The organism is Pseudomonas sp. Root401 (assembly GCF_001425105.1).
GTDB lineage: Bacteria > Pseudomonadota > Gammaproteobacteria > Pseudomonadales > Pseudomonadaceae > Aquipseudomonas > Aquipseudomonas brassicacearum.
Map to the genome: position 1 here is coordinate 186,069 of NZ_LMDO01000034.1, position 16,313 is coordinate 202,381.

Here is a 16,313-nt window from a genome sequence, read left to right on the forward strand (position 1 = left end):
ACAGCATATCGATAGTCCGTATGGCTCTCACGTCAACTTGAAGCAGTTCGCTAAGCCGGCCAAGGGGGGGGGGGCAAGACAAGTCTTGGCCAGCTACATGCAACTGTTGGCTAAGACATTCTCTGCGCTGAGCAGTGTCGCTATCTAGCGTTTGCCCCTTTTTCGCTGGTCACAGAACCTTTGAAAAACTCCAAGCGCAAACACAACGAGACCGCTCACGGCCACTAGGTAACCGGTAACCCCAAGCTGATCAAAAATCCCCCCATAACCGTCCCACGGCAGCGTTAACGATATGCCCAATATAACTACCAAAGCCCCGAGAACTTTCAGGGCGTTGATGGCATATCTCCAAACAATAATCCAAAAAGGTAATGCCACAATCATAAGTAGGAGGACAGACACTTTGATGAACTCAGAAAAAACCATTACTGACCTCCAGATTTTTAAAATTCGTTGAAATGTTCTGAGCCTGCTAGCTCGCTACATCAAATTAAGGCTATTCCCGGCTTACCCGTTATGATGTATGAATCCTTCCCAACTCACGGAGAAGCTATGCCGCATTATCTCAGCCCTCAGCAGGGGATCAAGGAACAGGTAGGCATTCTGGAAGAGCGCCTTGAAGCGTTGGGCAACAAGATGCGCGCCAGTCCCGACCGGCTCAGGGTTGATGCGTCATACCTGATCCCGTTTCGCGATCAAGCTGAGGTCGATGAGACTAAAGGCATTACCGTAACACCCCTGGACGGGAGTGAGGCGCTGCAACGCGTCATCTATGGTCTGACCTCGACGAGGATTGAACCTGGAAAGCAAAATCCACGAGAGACCTTGCGTGTCCCTGCCGTGCTGGCTTTACCCCACGACTGGTTACATGAACTGGTTGAGCTTAACGGTGTGCGACAGGAAATCGAGCGTTTGGCCGGCGAAATTGAAGAACAGTACGAACGCAGCAAAGCATGGGCCTCCATGCGCTACCTCTCAAGCCTACAAGTGATCCGTCAAACATGGATTGTCAGCGGGCCGGCACGAATCCGTTTTTACTGGGATGCTTCTCCATCAGTGCAGAACAAGACAGCAGCCGATTGGATCAAGGTGTACACCAAGCATCTGAAAAAACTCCACGGATATGTCCCGGCAATCGGCGAATTGCCAGAAGGAGACAACTCGCGCAAATTTGTTGAAGCCATAACCTCGTTGTCAGGCATCAGCCCCCGTGAGCGCATTGCGGCCTTTCGCCCTGGTCAGCCCCATGTACGGGCTCGGGTTTCGTTTATCGGAACTGAACCGAAGGCTCTAAGGCCGTCACCTACACCAATCGTTTACCCCATCGACGATCCAGTGCCCTTTATCGTTCCACTATCAAGTTACGAGGCTGGAGAACTCAGCGAGAAAAAATGGAGCCGCACCAAGATCGATTTGGAGCCCTTCGTTGAGTCCATGTACCTACATCGTTACTTGAAACAGTACCGATTCTCCAAATGAGGGCGCCGGCATGGCCGGCCTCCACAAGACTGATAGTGGATTGGAGTCAACCATGCTGGACACACAAGTTGCACGCTTGCGAGCGAAATACCCTAAAGAGTTCAACCTCGAACAAGCCGCCACGGCGGTAGCTCGTGCATACGGATACAAGACACTCGACACCCGGAGCTGGGAGTTGGGTGACCCTATGCAAGGCCTTCAACACATCAAGTCGCACGATGTGATGCTCTCTGAGGATGCTCAGCACCAAGCGATGCACTTTATGCGCATGGCTCTCAACCTGTCGCTGTCGTACCAAAACGACGTTCGACAAGGCGTGCCCGAGCGAGAGATTGTGGCTGCCCTGGGAGGATTCTCAAGCTTCGACTCGCTGATCAACTACGCTCGGTCTGACCCAATCGACCCGAATACCACTGACCGAGCGATCTTGGCCAAATTCAAGCAACGGTTCGGTTACTACGCGCCGATTCAGTATGTCCTGGGCCGCTATATCCATGAACACTGCTTGATTATCCAGCCGGACGAGGAAAAGGCCCGGCGCTTTGTGGATCAAGAAGTGGTTCTAAATCCAACCGCAGGCACCAAAGTCGTCATCTTCCGTGATAATCCTCATGGTGGTGATTGGCTCTCAGTCGTGTCCAAGGGCATTGCGATTTACAGAGCCGAAACAGACTCGACGTATGACGTGGGTCTTCGAAAAGCGTTTAGTACGAGCAATGTGGTTGTCGCCATCGCGCCGCCTGAGACCTTCTCGCTCAAGGATGTAGTTGCGTTGAACATCCCTGCCATGATGACCAACTCTCCAGACGGGAGGGCACTCATTGTTGATGTGGAAAACCTCAACACTCAGACCTCCGAACTCGATGCTGCCTACTCGCTGGCAAGCGCGAGCGGCGTCCACCTGGTCGTTATAGTCAGGCAACCCAATGCGGAGTTGTGGAAACGCTCAGGCATTCGACTGATCTTTGGCTTCGATCCGAACATCAAAGAAAGCTATTTGGACATGGACAAGTACATTGGCTACTCAGCCCCCTACGTTGGGTTCAAGCGGAACAAAATGCAGTACCTCTATCAGTCTGAGGATTCAGGGCCACGCTTTGGTGCCATGGATTTGATCCCCGACGACACCAAGACCAAAAGCTTGCTCGACCGAATGAAGGAAGCCATACGTGGTTAAACGCTTTACTCTGGCCGCCATCTGCGCGGCCAGCATTCCACATGCCATCGCCAATGTGCAGCTGGCACAGGTCAGCACTCAACCGCCATCAATCTCGCTTCACGCATACGTTGGAACCGGCACCACCTCCGTATGTGGCTTACGTGAAGCACCACACCTCATCGAGCATCTGATTCTCAGCGATACCGAATACGGTGAGAACCCCGTTGATGCAATTTTGGCGCTGAGAGCAAGTGGCATAAAGCTTTCAGCGGTGACTCACAGCGATTTCACTGAGTTCTCGCTAGAAGGCCCATCCGACTCAGCAATCGAAATGCAGCGTGCGTTGGTTACTTTCCTGGGGCGACGCTCGCTTCCCACTCTGGGATTTGAGCGAGAAAAGCTGACGATCACTCGCGAGGTGGGGTCTGATGAAAACTACATCAGTTCGCCTACCTTCTACGAGCGATTCATCAGTGTCCATGCCGGCGCCGTGGCACCCTGTGCTGCCGACAGCAAGCCATTCATGGCATACACGCAGGATGAAGTGAACTCCGTGTTCCAGCGCATGTATGTTGCCGACAATATTCGCATCGTCGCAGTGGATCATCAGGAAAACTTCGATTTGGATGGGATCGCTTCGGCTCTTCGTCTTCCTGTCACCGCCCCGCCCCCCAGTCTCCAAACTGGGCAACGAGAAGATGCGCGTGTTTTAAAGATTGAAGGCAGAAAAGGTCTTGTGGAAGTGATTTTCCCTATTGCAGGTAGGGCCACCCTGCCCGCCGATGCAGCACGGGAAATGGCAGACCAAGCTAGACTGCGAGTGCAATCCCACATCCGCCGCAAGTATCAACTTTACGCGGCTCACACCTTCATCGACCAGAGTCTCAATGGTGGGTGGATACGCCTCGAAGTGCCTGATCTGCCCGAAGGTGATGCAGCCGAGGTGGTGAGCATTGCGCAAGCTGCCATGTCGAATGTGGGTAGGGATGGACGGTGGGCTGATCCAGTGTGGGCATCACTCGGCTCGCATCTGCCGGGACTACCTATTGGCGATCCCGTAATTGCTGAAAGGAAGATTTTCAGTGTGGGAGTGCTAGGGCAGCTGAGACGAATGATCACAGAGCTGCTTGGCCTTTTTTAACCCTCTCTCAGCTTTTTCCGCGCATGCGCGGGTATTCAGGAATCTGCACGTTAAGCGTCAACGGCCAACCGCACCAAAAGTGGGGAACAATGAGCGGTTTTGATGGTCGGATAGCCTTGAAACGTGGCCAATCCGTTACGGCGGCTAAAAAAAGGTTCACTTGCTCAATATTATGCGAACGGCATCAAATACACGGATGCCGCGCAGTGCATGTTTGCCACGCTTGAGCTAGTATGTGTGCAAACAGTTTCACATCAGTACGATTTCCAGGGAATCGCCGTAGGATCAAAACCTCCTATTCAGCGCTCCCCCCTTCTGTCACTTCTGTGGTGTTGGCGGTTCCCGACTTACCCTTGAACAAGGCGCTGGCTTTCTTGCAGCGCCTTGCTTCTATCAAGCGCTAGCCTTGAATCTACTTTCCAAACTATCTAAAAATTCCGCCTCGGCAGAGCCGCCTTTTGGAGCCTGGATCTTCATTCCGATTTTGTGCTCGTTTGAATTGTGATCCTTCCCGAGGTTCACCACCTCGCCTAGGAAAACCATACGAGTGCCGTCTGTGGTTTCCAGCTCGACCTCGATCTTTGAACCTAGTTGGTGTTCTTGCTTTGCAAGGATGAGAGCGCCAGCGACGGACATGTCCTTCACTCGGCAATCCTTCCATCCCTTGATGCCGGCAAGGAGGCCAGTGCCTCTTATGCGCTGACGGGAAAAAGCGCCGGGAGTGAGGTGATAGCGCTGGAATCGACGTTCAGACAGGGACATAAACAACTCATCAACTACAAGGGGTTGAGTGGAAGCGAACATGGCAAATCGCGAGACTGGGCTCCATCCAAACGGGCGAGCACCATGCAGAGAATCCACAGTTATTTTTCGAGAATGAATCACCGGCTCAACAGTGTCACTTGGCAGATGCAAACTCTGCTTGTTTGCACCGTGTTTTGGGTCGCAACAGCGGCTTGCTCTTTTCCGGCAACTGATGGCGGATGGGCTGCATGGTCGCTAAATCAGTGTCTAGAGGACTTTGGCGTTTTTCTGCTGTTCTTCTCGATATGGTGCGGGTTCTATGCCCACTTCCAGCGCTCGATATCGCCCGGCTGGCTTCTGCTCCTGCTTGCCGTTGCACTCTGGCAGGAAGAAGTTAACCTGCTGAACAAAGCCTATCAGGCAATTAACCTCTGGTTCGGCCACCAAATAACGTCAACAGAGCGTCAGCGTGGTGATGTGACCGTCCTTATGATCATCACGTTCTCATTGCTCGCCCGCTTCTGGCAACGTGGTTTCAAGAGCTTTTTCCGCATTCACATCACAGTGTTTCTGCTGTTCTTCACATGCTTTCAAATGTGGCTGCACTACACGTTCCCGTATCAGTTGCAGTCCGCGATCCTTGAGCCCTACTTGAAGTACCAAGAAGAATTTACTTCAACCTATGAAGGCAGATTTCACTACCAGTGTGATCAGGGGCTGTGGAAATGCTACAGCTGGGTAGGCGCTGACGTGCCTGATGATCTTAAAAATGACTCAGGACTAATGGCGGTAATCGCCAGCCATAAGGGCATCGTCATGAACACCACAGGCTACATTGGTCAACAGCCCAGCGATGACAACACGGTATTCAGAGGCGTCGATGCCGCTCAAAAGTACCTCATCACTTATTACAAGAATCACGAACTGAATCGAGTGGTCATAAACCACGATTTCGCACGACTGGCGGCACAGGCCGTCACGCGCCCGCTGGTGGTCTTCTCGGCATGTTTCGGCATGGCATGGTTCTTCGGTGGTTTGCTCGTTGTGTTCATGCACCAGCAGCGCTTAGAAGGCTCCAGGAAAAAATACTGATCCGCCACCCGAAAAGGGGGCTTTGGGGTCGCACTATCAGTTATGACCCCAATTTGACACCCCCCTCATGTATCCAGAAGCCAAAAGCACCGTCCCTTGGGATTTGGCGGACAAGAAAACGCAGAAGGTTAGATTCTCGTCCGCTAGTTTCTACATTGTCATAGACGGCATTCGCTCCGAATCTGTCCGCTCAGTCTGTTCGACTCTCAAGGCCTACGTTAAGACCTGCGAAGGGGTGCGCTGTCGCGGGCCAAAAGCCCTCAAGACTGAGCGGCGCCGCTGGATGAGAATGCGGGAAATGAGGAAGGCTGACTCAACGAAGGGGGTCTATCTTAGCCAAACCCTGCGGCATCGTAGCGTCCTCCTGGTTATCCAACCTACGAACGACATGGTGGCAGGACTGATCGGTATCGAGTTGCCATCAGACGTGAACATCAGGATCGAGCCCTACGACAACAACCAGTACGATCTACGGGAGGATCGCTGATGACCGGCAGCGCTTTCGCGGGCTCTTCTGGCGTGCTGGACGTGCCGGCGCCGGCATGGATCGTCAACGATGCAACGCTTTTTCCTCAGTGGGGAACATTCCTACTGGCTCTGATCAAACACGGAAGCATTGAGACGGTACGTTGCCCGGAAGGACTGGTGCTGGGCGATTCCGAATTTGGGCTGCTGATTGAGGGCGGTTTATTCGTGATTGATGGGCAACACAGGCCAGAGGCTCGCCTAATGCTCATTGAGTTCTTGAGACGAGGCGACCTGCTCACATCGTCGCCCGGCCACAGCCGCCTGCTCCAGCTTTACCCCCACTCACGCACGACTTGTCTCGTAGTCCGGGATCGAACGTTTGAGCCTTTCAAAGCGGACTTCCCGAACTGGGATCAATTGTTATCCCAGCTAAAAGCAGGAATTGCTGAGGCCTACGAGCAGGCGACGGTCGAGACAAAAGGCCGCGATCAAGACAGAATCAGGCGCGTCTTGACACTCATGGCTGATCATCCCACTTCTGTTGATTCAAAGCTTGGGCGACAGATTGAAGCTGGAAAGCAATTGATTCGAGACCTGGCCGGTGTGCAGAAGCGTTCTGCCACGCGTGCGTTTCGTGCTTTAGAAGAAGATGGCGAAGTAAGCTTTCACGGGTATAAACGGCTCTTCTTTAAGGGCTGAGCTTCCTCCCACTCCCCGCATGGCATCCGTATACAAATGGACATTGGTGTACCAATTGAGTAGTAAGAAATCTAACTCGATCAGCATAAGCACACTGGCCAGATTTGCGGCACAGCCAAGCAGTGTCTTCGCTAAGGTCGATGCAGGAGCCGTGAAGTATGGCAATCGCGCTCACGCAGCGATTGGAAGGGGGCCAAGCCTAATCAAATACGTCCTCTTGGCTGCCCTTGTCGTGGCTGCTGCGAAATACCTGGGGGTGTTCTGATGGCCATGTACATCGTCGGCGGGCTTATCCTGCTGGCCATACTTTTTCTTTTCCAAAAGCAGCAAGCGTCAGGGGAGGTCTTCAATCGCTTCGGCCTACGCGAAAATGCATACCGGATGCTCAGCACCGATCTTGGGAAATCAGCTGGGCGCATCAAGCTCGCCCGGTTCGGTATCAATGGAATAGCCGACGCGGTGTTCGAAGCCGTCTCCGGCAATGAGATTGTTGTCGGTGAATTCAAAAGCCGGAAATACAGGAACATGGTCAAGCTTCATGAGTTCTATCAACTCACGCTGTACATGGGCCACCTGAAAGCCCTTCACCCGAAGCACACCATCCGTGGGGTGCTTGCCTATGCCGACGGCAAGGTCTCCATCACATACGACCCTGACGTTTATGAGGGGCTTGTACGCCTCAAAGGCGATTACTGGGATACGGTGAAGCGCAGAACAGCCGGCAGCACTGCACCGCTACACAAGCGGATGAAAGTGAATGGGATGAACCGGGGCATTAGACTGAGCACTGAGTTGTAAGCACAGACCCCCTGCTGCGTGAGCTTCACATACGCCACCCTCAAAGCCCATTGAGCTGCTAGCGACTGGTAGACCACCGAAACAATAACCCGCTACTGGCGGGCTCAGCTGTTCCTCTTCTATCGCAACTCGAACTCCTGCCGCGACTTAGCCGCTAGCGCTTCCACCGCTATCGCATACAACTCAGGATGTTGCTTGTCGAATGGAGGCATGTTGACGGTTTCCACCCATTGACCGCGTGCAGCTCCCTTGATTAGCCATGAGGGCTTACCATTTGCTGGTTGCGTCCACTTTGTCGCTCCCATTCCGTGCTCAGCTATCTGCTTGACGGTGACAAAGCCCTGGCTGCGCATGAGTGCTACGAGCTTGATAGCGGACTCTTTCCATGGAGTAAGCCGCACGGGTGAAGGGACACCTGCCGGCAAAGCTTGTGCGAATGCTGGTACGCGACAGCGCTCAGCTGGCCACCAATCGAATAGCCGCTCCAATCCTTTGGTGGCAGTGCAAGACTCAGCATCGAAAATGTCACGCTTCAAGTCAAAGTAAAGCTCGTATCCGTGCCTCCCCCAGCGCTCGCGTGGGCACAGAACAGATACCCCTAACCGGCGTAGCATTTTTTCGATCCCTTCACTAGCATCAGTGATTCTGCTAACGATCACCACGCGGTGATCTGGGCCAGGGCGCCCGTAGTGTTCATCACCAAATCCAGGAAGTATCTGATCGGCTACCTTGGCATTCAAAGATAGCTTTGCCTCGACACCGATCTGGCGCCCATCCTCATGAACAACTAATACGTCAAAACCTGCCCCCTCTGGATAGCATGTCCAACCATCAATCTTGTCGAAGGCTTCAATAAACAAGTCACAAAGCACCGACTCTTTAGCAATTGGCGCCGGTTTCGCTGTCTTAACGCTGGCGGCGACGGACTCAGCGGCAGCGCGACGATCAATCTGTGTCTTGCTCAAAGTTGTGGCCATGGCGACGTTTCCCCCCTGCGGCTGGTTCGTGGTTCCACATGAGTTCAAAGTACAAGCCATCGTCCGTGCTTTCATTCGAATCTGTAGCAGTTAGATACTTTGTCTCCAGGCAAAACAAAGCCCGGCGTACCGGGCTTAGCTTTAAATCTCAACGAAACGGTCAACAGCGGGCAAATACAGCCCTAATTTCACTGGCAGTGTGATGCCAGCCTCGATGACTACGCTCCGGTATTCCTCCATCTTTGCCCGGTACTGACTAATGATGCCGCGCAGGAACACCTCTTGCTCTACACCCTCTGGGCATTCAGATGACTTCCAATCCGTGATCCAGTAGATGCCGGCGTCCACAAACGGGCGATCCAAGTAGCGATGCACCCAGCGCCCATTTCGATAGCCACTGACCTGCACCTCTTGCCCGCCCTCATCGTGCTTGGAGAGAATCCATCGGCCTTTTTCGCTCGCCAGTGTCGTCGCAAGCAGGCGCATGATCCGATCCCGGCCAGTTGGGATATCACGGATTGGGTAACCCTCGCGGCGCATGAGTGCCGAGATTGCCTGACCCTTGCCACTCAGCTTTTCCTGCGTCCAGTTGTCGAGCCCGTCCTTGGCGATCATTTCGACCACCCTGTGATATACGATGCCTTCCACCTTCGCCCGGTGATCCTTACCCTCGCCTTCACGCAACTCATCATGCAGTTCGTTTTCAGTAGGCAGTGTTTCGTTGGTCGCGGCTGGAATGAAGCTATCAGTTGGAAGAGTCACGGTGTGGTCTGCATCCAGCCGAGCTTTCGATGGCACGCCACCTTGAACATCCAGCTTCACAGATTGCGCACTCGCCTCAGTGAAGTCGTTTGCCAGCACCTCTTTCAGGCAACCCAGAAGCGTATTGGCGGAGCCTTCATCATCACGGTCAATTTCTTTGCAGGCGAGCAAATGCAGATTGAATTTCGCCCGAGTCGTGCCGACATATGCCAGACGTTGAATCTCGGCACTGTGGTCAGCCTTCACCTTGCTTCCAAGGAAGCGGAACAAACGGCTTTCTGCTGACATATCGTCCTGGTCTCCCATATTAGGAGCGAGGAAAAAACGCCCGCCAATGGCTCGCCAATGGAAAAGTGGGGTGTCATCTTTCCCACCGCGTTTCTGCAAGGCAGGGATGATAACTGTATCGAACTCCAGGCCCTTCGACTTATGAATGGTCATGATCTGCACCACGCCAGCTTTCGGCGAAGCGTAGAGGTTGGCCAGATCGTTGAAGAACGACTGCGGGTTATCCAGATCACCATTTGCGGTGTGCGTACCAAGCAATTTGAAGACGGTCTTAATGTCCCCCAACTCTGTTTGATCCACCGTCGCCATGCCGCCCAGAGCCGTCCAGAGCGCGCGTGCCCGCCACGCAAGCTCGTCACTGCGGGACGCCTTCTCAACTCCATCCAGCGCCTCCACAAGGCGCAGCACGCGTGCATGTCCTTCTGGCGTCAACTTCGACTGCACCTGTGGGCTGCGCAGAGCCACCGGAATAACTGCGTGCCCCATGCTGACCGTTAGGCTGTCCTCCCAACTCAAGCCGACGAATGCCGCCCGCAGGAGTGCAAGCCATGAGGTTCGGTCTGCCTGATGCCACAGCGCTCGAACAAGAGACACAACCTCAGATACCGGCTCGGAGTCGGCGATAGGGTCAATATCAGTACCGCTTGCACTGATCCCTGCCTGCTTGAGTGCGGGCAGGATGTATTTGAGGTGAGAACGACCACGCACGAGAATCGCCACGGACTGCTCGGGATCAGCTTTGAACGCTTCCTGGATAAAATGAACGACGCGAACACCTTCTGACTCACTGTCGGTCAACGCTTCAACGGTTACGCTTCCAGGGTTCGAGCGAAACGCCACAGACGACACAAAGGTGCTATCTGGCCCTTTGAAAAGCTCACCATAAACGCGGTTGTTCCAGTCCACCACGGTCGGCGATGATCTGAAATTTACGCGGAGGTGGTAGACCTCTAAAGCCTTCGGCCCGAATTGAGCAGCTTTAACAGTGTCTGTAAACAGGCTAAGAGTGGCGCCCCTGAAAAGGTAGATCGACTGATATTTGTCACCGCAAAGAAAAACGCTACGAGCATCATCCTGCTCCCATGCCTGAACAAGGCAGCTGAGCAACTGGTACTGAGCAGGAGAAGTATCCTGGTTCTCGTCCACTAAGAGGTGACTGACACGATCTTCCTCAAGAAGCGCATCCCCGATTTCAACGCCGGCACCAAGAGAGAGAATCGCTCGCTGGGCTACCTCTGGAAAGTCAACGGACGCTGAGCCGTCGAACGCGAGCATCAGATTGGCCAAGAGATATCGAAGAATGATGGTCAAATGCTCCATCATCTTCGCGGATGCTTCCGGGTATACCGCATCGGGCATATCTCGAAGCTTGATCAAAGCTTCGTCAATTTCTGGCTCCCCACTGAGGGTGCTGAGGAATCCGTTCATGCGAGACGTGAGCGCTTCCTTCGCCGGAAACCCTTCCCGTGCCGTTACTTTGGTGCGAATCATGTTATCGGTCTTGAGCAGCGCTTTAGCTGCGCGGCGACCGAAGTCACGCCCTTCTTCGGTGAAGTCCAGGCGCCCGTATGCTGCCCACCGATGGTGATCATGCACACCACTGGCGTCAGCAAAGATGCTCCAGCAGGTATCGAAGTCGTATTTAGCGAGAATGGCCATCGCCTCAGAGACTTCATTTTCTACGATTTCCCGCAACGTTTCGGAGAGTTGATCGGCGCTAATATTCAGTATCTCGCCAACCCATTGGTCGCGTTTCGAAAGCAACGCGGCGAACATCGGCACCAGCAGCTCGAACTGATTGCGAGCAAAGCCGAGCACTGCCTCAAGGGCATCGCGAAGCTCTTGAGGAATGCTCTCATCGTTGACGCTTCCGAGCGTATCAAGGATGGCTGTTCGATAGATCAGGGATGGGTCATCGGCTGTGCGGCCACCGCCCAAACCAGACATGATTGGCATCTTACCGGCGATCTGTGCGCAGTAAGAGTCGAAGGTCATGATCCGCAAGCGCGAAGGGTTCAAGGCCAGATTCCAACCCAGCAAAGCATCGCGCTGGAGCACCAGACGGGCCAGCATATACAGAGGCTTTTCGTGAGCCTCTGACGGCTCTGCGCCACGAGCTGCAATGCCCAGCGCATTGGATACCCGCTCGACAATCTCCCCCGCTGCTTTGTTGGTGAACGTGATTGCTAGTATTTCCTCGGGGCGTTCAACGACTGTCAGACACGCAAGGAAGCGGTAAAGCAGCTGCGTAGTCTTACCTGAGCCAGCCGGCGCCAACAGCGCAATGGAACGACTAGGATCGATGGACAGTGCGCGCACATCCGCGTCATGCGGATTGGTAGCAGCAATCGCAGCCATGATTGGGTTCAGGTGTGACAGTTGAGATTCGATGCGGGCTTGAGCGGTCATGGGGCTCTCCTTTCAGATAGCTCCAAGATAACGGCGCAACTAATGTGTCATCGGCAGGCGAAGAAAGTCGTCACAACCGATAACAGGAACTTAGAATCTCACCGTCTAAGCAGACAGCCTGTCGAGTCACCCTTGAAGCCAGTAAGAAAGCTCGGGGTAGGTTGGAAGTGAATGAGACGAATATGGATTGGCTCGAACAACACAGAAGCCTGCGTGAGCAATGCCATGGATTCCGATGTATGACTTGGCAGCAAGAGCAATTCGAATAGCCTTCCCTTCCCCACCATATTCATGGTCAAGAATGATCACCTCGATTGGCAGGCCAAGCGATACCCCAGCGGCGAAAGCCCACGCTGTGGCCTCTGGATCGCCGGCCTGGAGCGCAGCTCGCATCAAAGGGCTATCAGGAGCAATTTCCGACGCCTCCATTTCTTGGAACATCCGTTGTACGCCATCCCCCACATCACCATTCAGATACTGCCTATAGCAGGCAGGCATCACTGCAAGATGCCCAGCCTCATGCAGGATGGTTGACGCGCTCGCCCTCGGATCGATATGTAGGCCTCCACCAACTATACGCACGTGCTCAATGAAGCCTACCGCCCCATGCACAATCTGGATGGGCAGGCCGATGCTTTCGACGAAGCCAAACACCTTTTCAGCGTGGGGACACATCATGCTGGCTTTGTCTGCTTTCTTTGCGACATTCATGAACGCCACCTCGGCTTGTATTCGTTAATGCTTAGACGCAGAAGCGGCAAAATCCCGGATGGCGGTCGCCAAATCTTGGCTTTTGCCTTGCGTGTAGTCTGGCCATGGAGCGAATGGCTGTGAGGTGTAACCCCCAAGCACAATCGAAGTTGGGCATCGATACATCAGAGGCCCTTCGTCTTCGCGATACTGGACAAATGCGAGACCGTCCCGACAATTTTCCATGTCCTGTACCGAGGACAATTCGCGTAGCAAATCTACGTTTGCGATGCCGTCCATTGAAGACTGGAAAAACATAAGGTGGGAAACGGCGGACACAACACCGATACACCCAGCGCAAGCAATTGCCACCGCCTTACCTTGCAGCCAAAAAGTACCTGAGTTTGATTTGATGCATGTGCATAGGGCCAGGGCGGCACACACGCATGCGGCGCAAGCTGAAAGCAGAAGAACGTAAATTGTCCATTTGATGCTGTGCGATGAGCTTAACCCAACGGTCTCCAGTCGCACTGAATCGATGATGGTCACAATGAACGGGCTTGAGAACCCAGCCGCAATCGCCACCCACAGTAGCATCAGCTCCAGTCTGGGGCGTGGGCCTGTCGAATCATCAAACCCTGTCATCTGAGCATGAACGATTTTAAGCATTTGGTGCGAAGCCGTAATCAGCAAAATTAGGCAACTGACTAAGTAGAGCATTGTCTCGTCTCTAAAATGGAAGGCCCCGAGCGGGCCTTCGACAAAATTGATGCATGTTACAGCGGCGATCAGATCAAGGCTGCAAGGTGTTCGTATCCCATCGGAAGAGCCTTATCAAGCGCCGATAGGCTGCCATTCCCTGCTAGGAATCCTTGCGCCATTTCTTCCAGCGCCGAGTTCCATGCCTTGACCTGCCCTTCCCACTCGCTTGGGGTACACACATCGTTTTTTGCTGCGGAACCCCCGCAGAGCTTCGACGTAAAAGAGCTGCGGGTGTGAAGGTGAAGTTTCTTGTAACTGATCTGGGCCAACGTCACGCCTTCAATCGACTTGATGCCAAGGTCTGCCGGCTTTACCTGTGTTGCATAGATGGGCAACTGTGGCTCCAGCAGCTTTTCCGCGTTCAGTCGCTTAAAAGTGAAATTCGCCCCCGATTTGTAGTCGAAAAGCATGCTGTATTCTTTTTTGTCAGGCAGCGTGATTTTGTCCGTCCGATCCAGCGTCACGGTCAACTCCACACCGAAAACGTTGACCTCGGTGCGGCTTTCAAACCCGACAACCTCGAAGGGGTGCTCCCGCGCCTTTTCCACGTCCATCCAGGCACACAGCAAGCTGCGCAACCGCCCCTGTTCGAGACCAATCAACCGGCGCCCATAGCGCCATTGAAGTTTATAGAGCAAACGTATGCTTGCCTGCTCGATAGCATCATCAAGCTCCACCATCAACTGCTCAGCGCTGAACGCTTTCAACGCGGACTGAGTACGCACCTTTGTCCAGAAAAGCTCAAGGCAGAGGTGTAGCATCGTCCCTTGGATACGCGGGTCGAATCCGAAAACTGGAACCGGAAATTCTTTGGCCCCGAGGCGATTGCAGGCGAAAGCAAAGAATGGCTCAGCAGCGTAGTTTTGGAAGACCGACACACCACCTTTGAGATTCTTGCGTTCCTCATCACCCACTTCGGGCACGGTCTCCTGATCGTAGTCTTCTCGGTTTAGAGAACCGACCTCATTCCCAGCGAATCCATCCCAAACCGCGTTGCAACGCGCAGCCTCCGGCCAAGGCCCGAAAAGTTCAGACGCACCGACGTTGCTACCACGGTCATCGTGCTCAAAGCAGGAAACCGTAATATCAGTGCTCGTACACATGAGGGCCTGAACTACCCGCTGAGCTTTGGCCAATTGGCCCTCACCAGTGGCCTCGGGAACGCCTGCCTCAGCCAGCAGCTCGACTGGCAGGAAAGGGTTCGGATCAGCTGGCAAGGGTAACGTTTTGTTGGAAGCCCCGAGCATCCAGACATGATCGAAACTCAAGCCCACGGCATCGCCGTAGGTCATGATAGCCACAGGTGCCACATGGCTCAGCCGTGGCTGGAACTGTCGGGTATCGATAATTTCGCGGAGCCACATGAACGCTCGCTCATAGGCACAAGGCCCTAGTTGATAGTCCAGGGATCGGAATACCTTGAGCGCTTCCTCCCAGGCTTCCAGAGTCTGAAAGTTCGCCGATGACAGCGCCTCAGCTTCCGGCCAACCCATCATGGAGAGTGACGATTTGAAAAACTCAGCCCATTCAGATGGGTAGCGTTCTTTGCCGTCTTCTTCATGAGCGTCCAGCAGGCGCCGAAGGTTCTCGGTGAAGATGTTGCAGGCTGTTTTGCATGCGCCCAGTGCGCGAAGGTAGTCTTTCCCACCCATGTGCAGGCCGTTGTTCTCTCGCAGCCACACGTCCACAAGTGCCCGCTGCGCACCTTCTACAGCGTGCCCACCCACCCAGCTGGAACGGAGCACACGACTGAAAACGTCTGCATCTGCTTTCCGATTGGTTATGGATAGAATGCCCATGGCGGCACGAATCATAGGGCGCGACCCGAGGGTGGCACCACTCGAAATATCCCATGGTTCCCGCGCCTCAGACCCGTCGCTCGGGGGAAGCATTGAGGCTGGGCTGACAGTCATGGTCAGCGCCTCGATCAAGGGGGCTTGATACGCCTCCATATCTGGTACAAGCAAGGCCATCGTAGGTGCAGCATGCGGCGTGGCGATGTAAGGTTTTAGAGCGTTATTCACCCACTGAGCAACATGCTCAAACTCATCTGCCTGCGTGATTGCCCGGACAAGCTTCGGTACGGTCACCTCGGCTTCAAAATCCAGGTCAAAGACCTCGGCGCCCATCGTCTTGAGCTGTTCGATTACTGCACGCTCGGATGGATTCATGTAGAGGACGCCCACCATTACGATTTTTCCTGGCGGGGAAATCTTGCCGGCGCGGAGCAAATCCAGCACTAAGGCCGGCAGCTCAGCACGGAAAGCGCAGCCGTTTTTTCGGCAGTCTTGCTCGATCAGCGCCCGCCATTGCCAGAAGACCTCATACTCACGTTTGAAGCGAAAGCGATCCGGGTCGTTGGGAAGCTTGAATTTGATGAACGTTGAGTAGGCTTGGGCAATACGTCGGGCTGTACTGGTGGAGGAAATGAGATTGTCAGGCAAAAGGCCGGAACGATCGGCAACGCCTTTCACCACTGCCAACTCTTGCACTGGGAACAGCAGTTGCTCATCTGGCAGCCGCTCCAGCCACACTTCCTCGATCCACTGCGTGACGGTACGGATCTTTCCTTTCGCAAACCACGACCGTTTGCCACTGACTGACTGCAACAGAGCGGCCTGCATTTTCATATGGCGGGATACACGCTCAGTAGAAGCGAGTACGAGGGTGTCGTCATCGAGCATTTGAAGATGGGCAATCAGGGACATATGGGTTCCTCCTGTAATGCCGATCAAGATAACGGCCTCAATGCTGTGTCATCGCTGTTCAAAGGCAATATCTGCCAGCCGGTCAAAATGCTAGCGGCCCATGATGGGAAGTGGATCGTGTTGGGATGCAATCCAGA

14 protein-coding genes are annotated in these 16,313 nt (G+C 54.0%); 7 read left to right on the forward strand and 7 right to left on the reverse strand.

Annotated features, from left to right (window positions below; genetic code table 11):
* Positions 1-144: 144 nt before the first annotated feature.
* Positions 145-426, reverse strand: coding sequence for a hypothetical protein (locus tag ASC85_RS33255; protein ID WP_057451431.1), 282 nt, complete (start codon positions 424-426; stop codon positions 145-147).
* Between the two features lie 126 nt (positions 427-552).
* Between ASC85_RS33255 and ASC85_RS22600 the strand changes: the two genes are divergently transcribed.
* Genes ASC85_RS22600 through ASC85_RS22610 form a run of 3 tightly spaced genes read left to right on the forward strand, consistent with a single transcriptional unit; the run spans position 553 to position 3,779 of the window.
* Positions 553-1,479, forward strand: coding sequence for a DNA replication terminus site-binding protein (locus ASC85_RS22600; RefSeq protein WP_057451432.1), 927 nt, complete (start codon positions 553-555; stop codon positions 1,477-1,479).
* Between the two features lie 52 nt (positions 1,480-1,531).
* On the forward strand, positions 1,532-2,656 hold the full coding sequence (locus ASC85_RS22605) for a hypothetical protein (protein ID WP_156395693.1): 1,125 nt from the start codon (positions 1,532-1,534) through the stop codon (positions 2,654-2,656).
* Entirely contained in the window at positions 2,649-3,779 is a 1,131-nt protein-coding gene (locus tag ASC85_RS22610; protein WP_057451434.1) for an insulinase family protein, read from the forward strand. Before ASC85_RS22605 ends, ASC85_RS22610 begins: the two co-directional genes overlap by 8 nt.
* Positions 3,780-4,172: 393 nt before the next feature.
* On the opposite strand, the gene ASC85_RS22615 is transcribed toward ASC85_RS22610, so the two are convergent.
* Positions 4,173-4,541: a PilZ domain-containing protein gene (locus ASC85_RS22615; RefSeq protein WP_162254887.1), complete on the reverse strand. Its 369-nt coding sequence runs from the start codon at positions 4,539-4,541 to the stop codon at positions 4,173-4,175.
* A gap of 84 nt (positions 4,542-4,625) precedes the next feature.
* Between ASC85_RS22615 and ASC85_RS22620 the strand changes: the two genes are divergently transcribed.
* From ASC85_RS22620 to ASC85_RS22635, 4 genes are all read left to right on the forward strand, one after another.
* Entirely contained in the window at positions 4,626-5,615 is a 990-nt protein-coding gene (locus tag ASC85_RS22620) for a hypothetical protein (protein ID WP_156395694.1), read from the forward strand.
* 67 nt (positions 5,616-5,682) lie between these two features.
* Complete coding sequence (locus ASC85_RS33940; RefSeq protein WP_057451437.1) at positions 5,683-6,102, forward strand: 30S ribosomal protein S10; 420 nt, start codon at positions 5,683-5,685, stop codon at positions 6,100-6,102.
* Entirely contained in the window at positions 6,102-6,782 is a 681-nt protein-coding gene (locus ASC85_RS22630) for a Crp/Fnr family transcriptional regulator (RefSeq protein ID WP_057451438.1), read from the forward strand. Before ASC85_RS33940 ends, ASC85_RS22630 begins: the two co-directional genes overlap by 1 nt.
* A gap of 264 nt (positions 6,783-7,046) precedes the next feature.
* On the forward strand, positions 7,047-7,580 hold the full coding sequence (locus tag ASC85_RS22635; RefSeq protein WP_057451439.1) for a hypothetical protein: 534 nt from the start codon (positions 7,047-7,049) through the stop codon (positions 7,578-7,580).
* Positions 7,581-7,699: 119 nt separating this feature from the next.
* Here ASC85_RS22635 and ASC85_RS22640 read toward each other — a convergent pair whose 3' ends face one another.
* The 5 genes from ASC85_RS22640 to ASC85_RS22660 form a co-directional block, all read right to left on the reverse strand.
* Positions 7,700-8,557 (reverse strand): hypothetical protein, encoded by an 858-nt coding sequence (locus ASC85_RS22640; protein ID WP_234821220.1) that lies wholly within the window; start codon positions 8,555-8,557, stop codon positions 7,700-7,702.
* Between the two features lie 141 nt (positions 8,558-8,698).
* On the reverse strand, positions 8,699-12,016 hold the full coding sequence (locus ASC85_RS22645; protein WP_082534444.1) for a UvrD-helicase domain-containing protein: 3,318 nt from the start codon (positions 12,014-12,016) through the stop codon (positions 8,699-8,701).
* Positions 12,017-12,142: 126 nt separating this feature from the next.
* Positions 12,143-12,727 (reverse strand): hypothetical protein, encoded by a 585-nt coding sequence (locus ASC85_RS22650; RefSeq protein ID WP_236712391.1) that lies wholly within the window; start codon positions 12,725-12,727, stop codon positions 12,143-12,145.
* A 24-nt stretch (positions 12,728-12,751) separates the two neighbouring features.
* Positions 12,752-13,375, reverse strand: a complete 624-nt coding sequence (locus ASC85_RS22655) for a hypothetical protein (protein ID WP_133125589.1) — start codon at positions 13,373-13,375, stop codon at positions 12,752-12,754.
* A 119-nt stretch (positions 13,376-13,494) separates the two neighbouring features.
* Positions 13,495-16,176 carry a PD-(D/E)XK nuclease family protein gene (locus ASC85_RS22660; RefSeq protein ID WP_057451441.1) on the reverse strand — a complete coding sequence of 894 codons (2,682 nt, stop codon included), beginning with the start codon at positions 16,174-16,176 and terminating at the stop codon, positions 13,495-13,497.
* Between the last annotated feature and the right edge of the window lie 137 nt (positions 16,177-16,313).

Excerpts from the sequence above, each read along its gene's own strand:
- ASC85_RS22630 (WP_057451438.1), top strand. The coding sequence starts at position 6,102 with ATGACCGGCAGCGCTTTCGCGGGCTCTTCTGGCGTGCTGGACGTGCCG.
- ASC85_RS22660 (WP_057451441.1), bottom strand. The coding sequence starts at position 16,176 with ATGTCCCTGATTGCCCATCTTCAAATGCTCGATGACGACACCCTCGTA.
- ASC85_RS22650 (WP_236712391.1), bottom strand. The coding sequence starts at position 12,727 with ATGAATGTCGCAAAGAAAGCAGACAAAGCCAGCATGATGTGTCCCCAC.
- ASC85_RS22620 (WP_156395694.1), top strand. The coding sequence starts at position 4,626 with ATGCAGAGAATCCACAGTTATTTTTCGAGAATGAATCACCGGCTCAAC.
- ASC85_RS22615 (WP_162254887.1), bottom strand. The coding sequence starts at position 4,541 with ATGTCCCTGTCTGAACGTCGATTCCAGCGCTATCACCTCACTCCCGGC.
- ASC85_RS22655 (WP_133125589.1), bottom strand. The coding sequence starts at position 13,375 with ATGCTTAAAATCGTTCATGCTCAGATGACAGGGTTTGATGATTCGACA.
- ASC85_RS22645 (WP_082534444.1), bottom strand. The coding sequence starts at position 12,016 with ATGACCGCTCAAGCCCGCATCGAATCTCAACTGTCACACCTGAACCCA.
- ASC85_RS22605 (WP_156395693.1), top strand. The coding sequence starts at position 1,532 with ATGCTGGACACACAAGTTGCACGCTTGCGAGCGAAATACCCTAAAGAG.
- ASC85_RS22635 (WP_057451439.1), top strand. The coding sequence starts at position 7,047 with ATGGCCATGTACATCGTCGGCGGGCTTATCCTGCTGGCCATACTTTTT.
- ASC85_RS22600 (WP_057451432.1), top strand. The coding sequence starts at position 553 with ATGCCGCATTATCTCAGCCCTCAGCAGGGGATCAAGGAACAGGTAGGC.
- ASC85_RS33255 (WP_057451431.1), bottom strand. The coding sequence starts at position 426 with ATGGTTTTTTCTGAGTTCATCAAAGTGTCTGTCCTCCTACTTATGATT.
- ASC85_RS22640 (WP_234821220.1), bottom strand. The coding sequence starts at position 8,557 with ATGGCCACAACTTTGAGCAAGACACAGATTGATCGTCGCGCTGCCGCT.
- ASC85_RS33940 (WP_057451437.1), top strand. The coding sequence starts at position 5,683 with ATGTATCCAGAAGCCAAAAGCACCGTCCCTTGGGATTTGGCGGACAAG.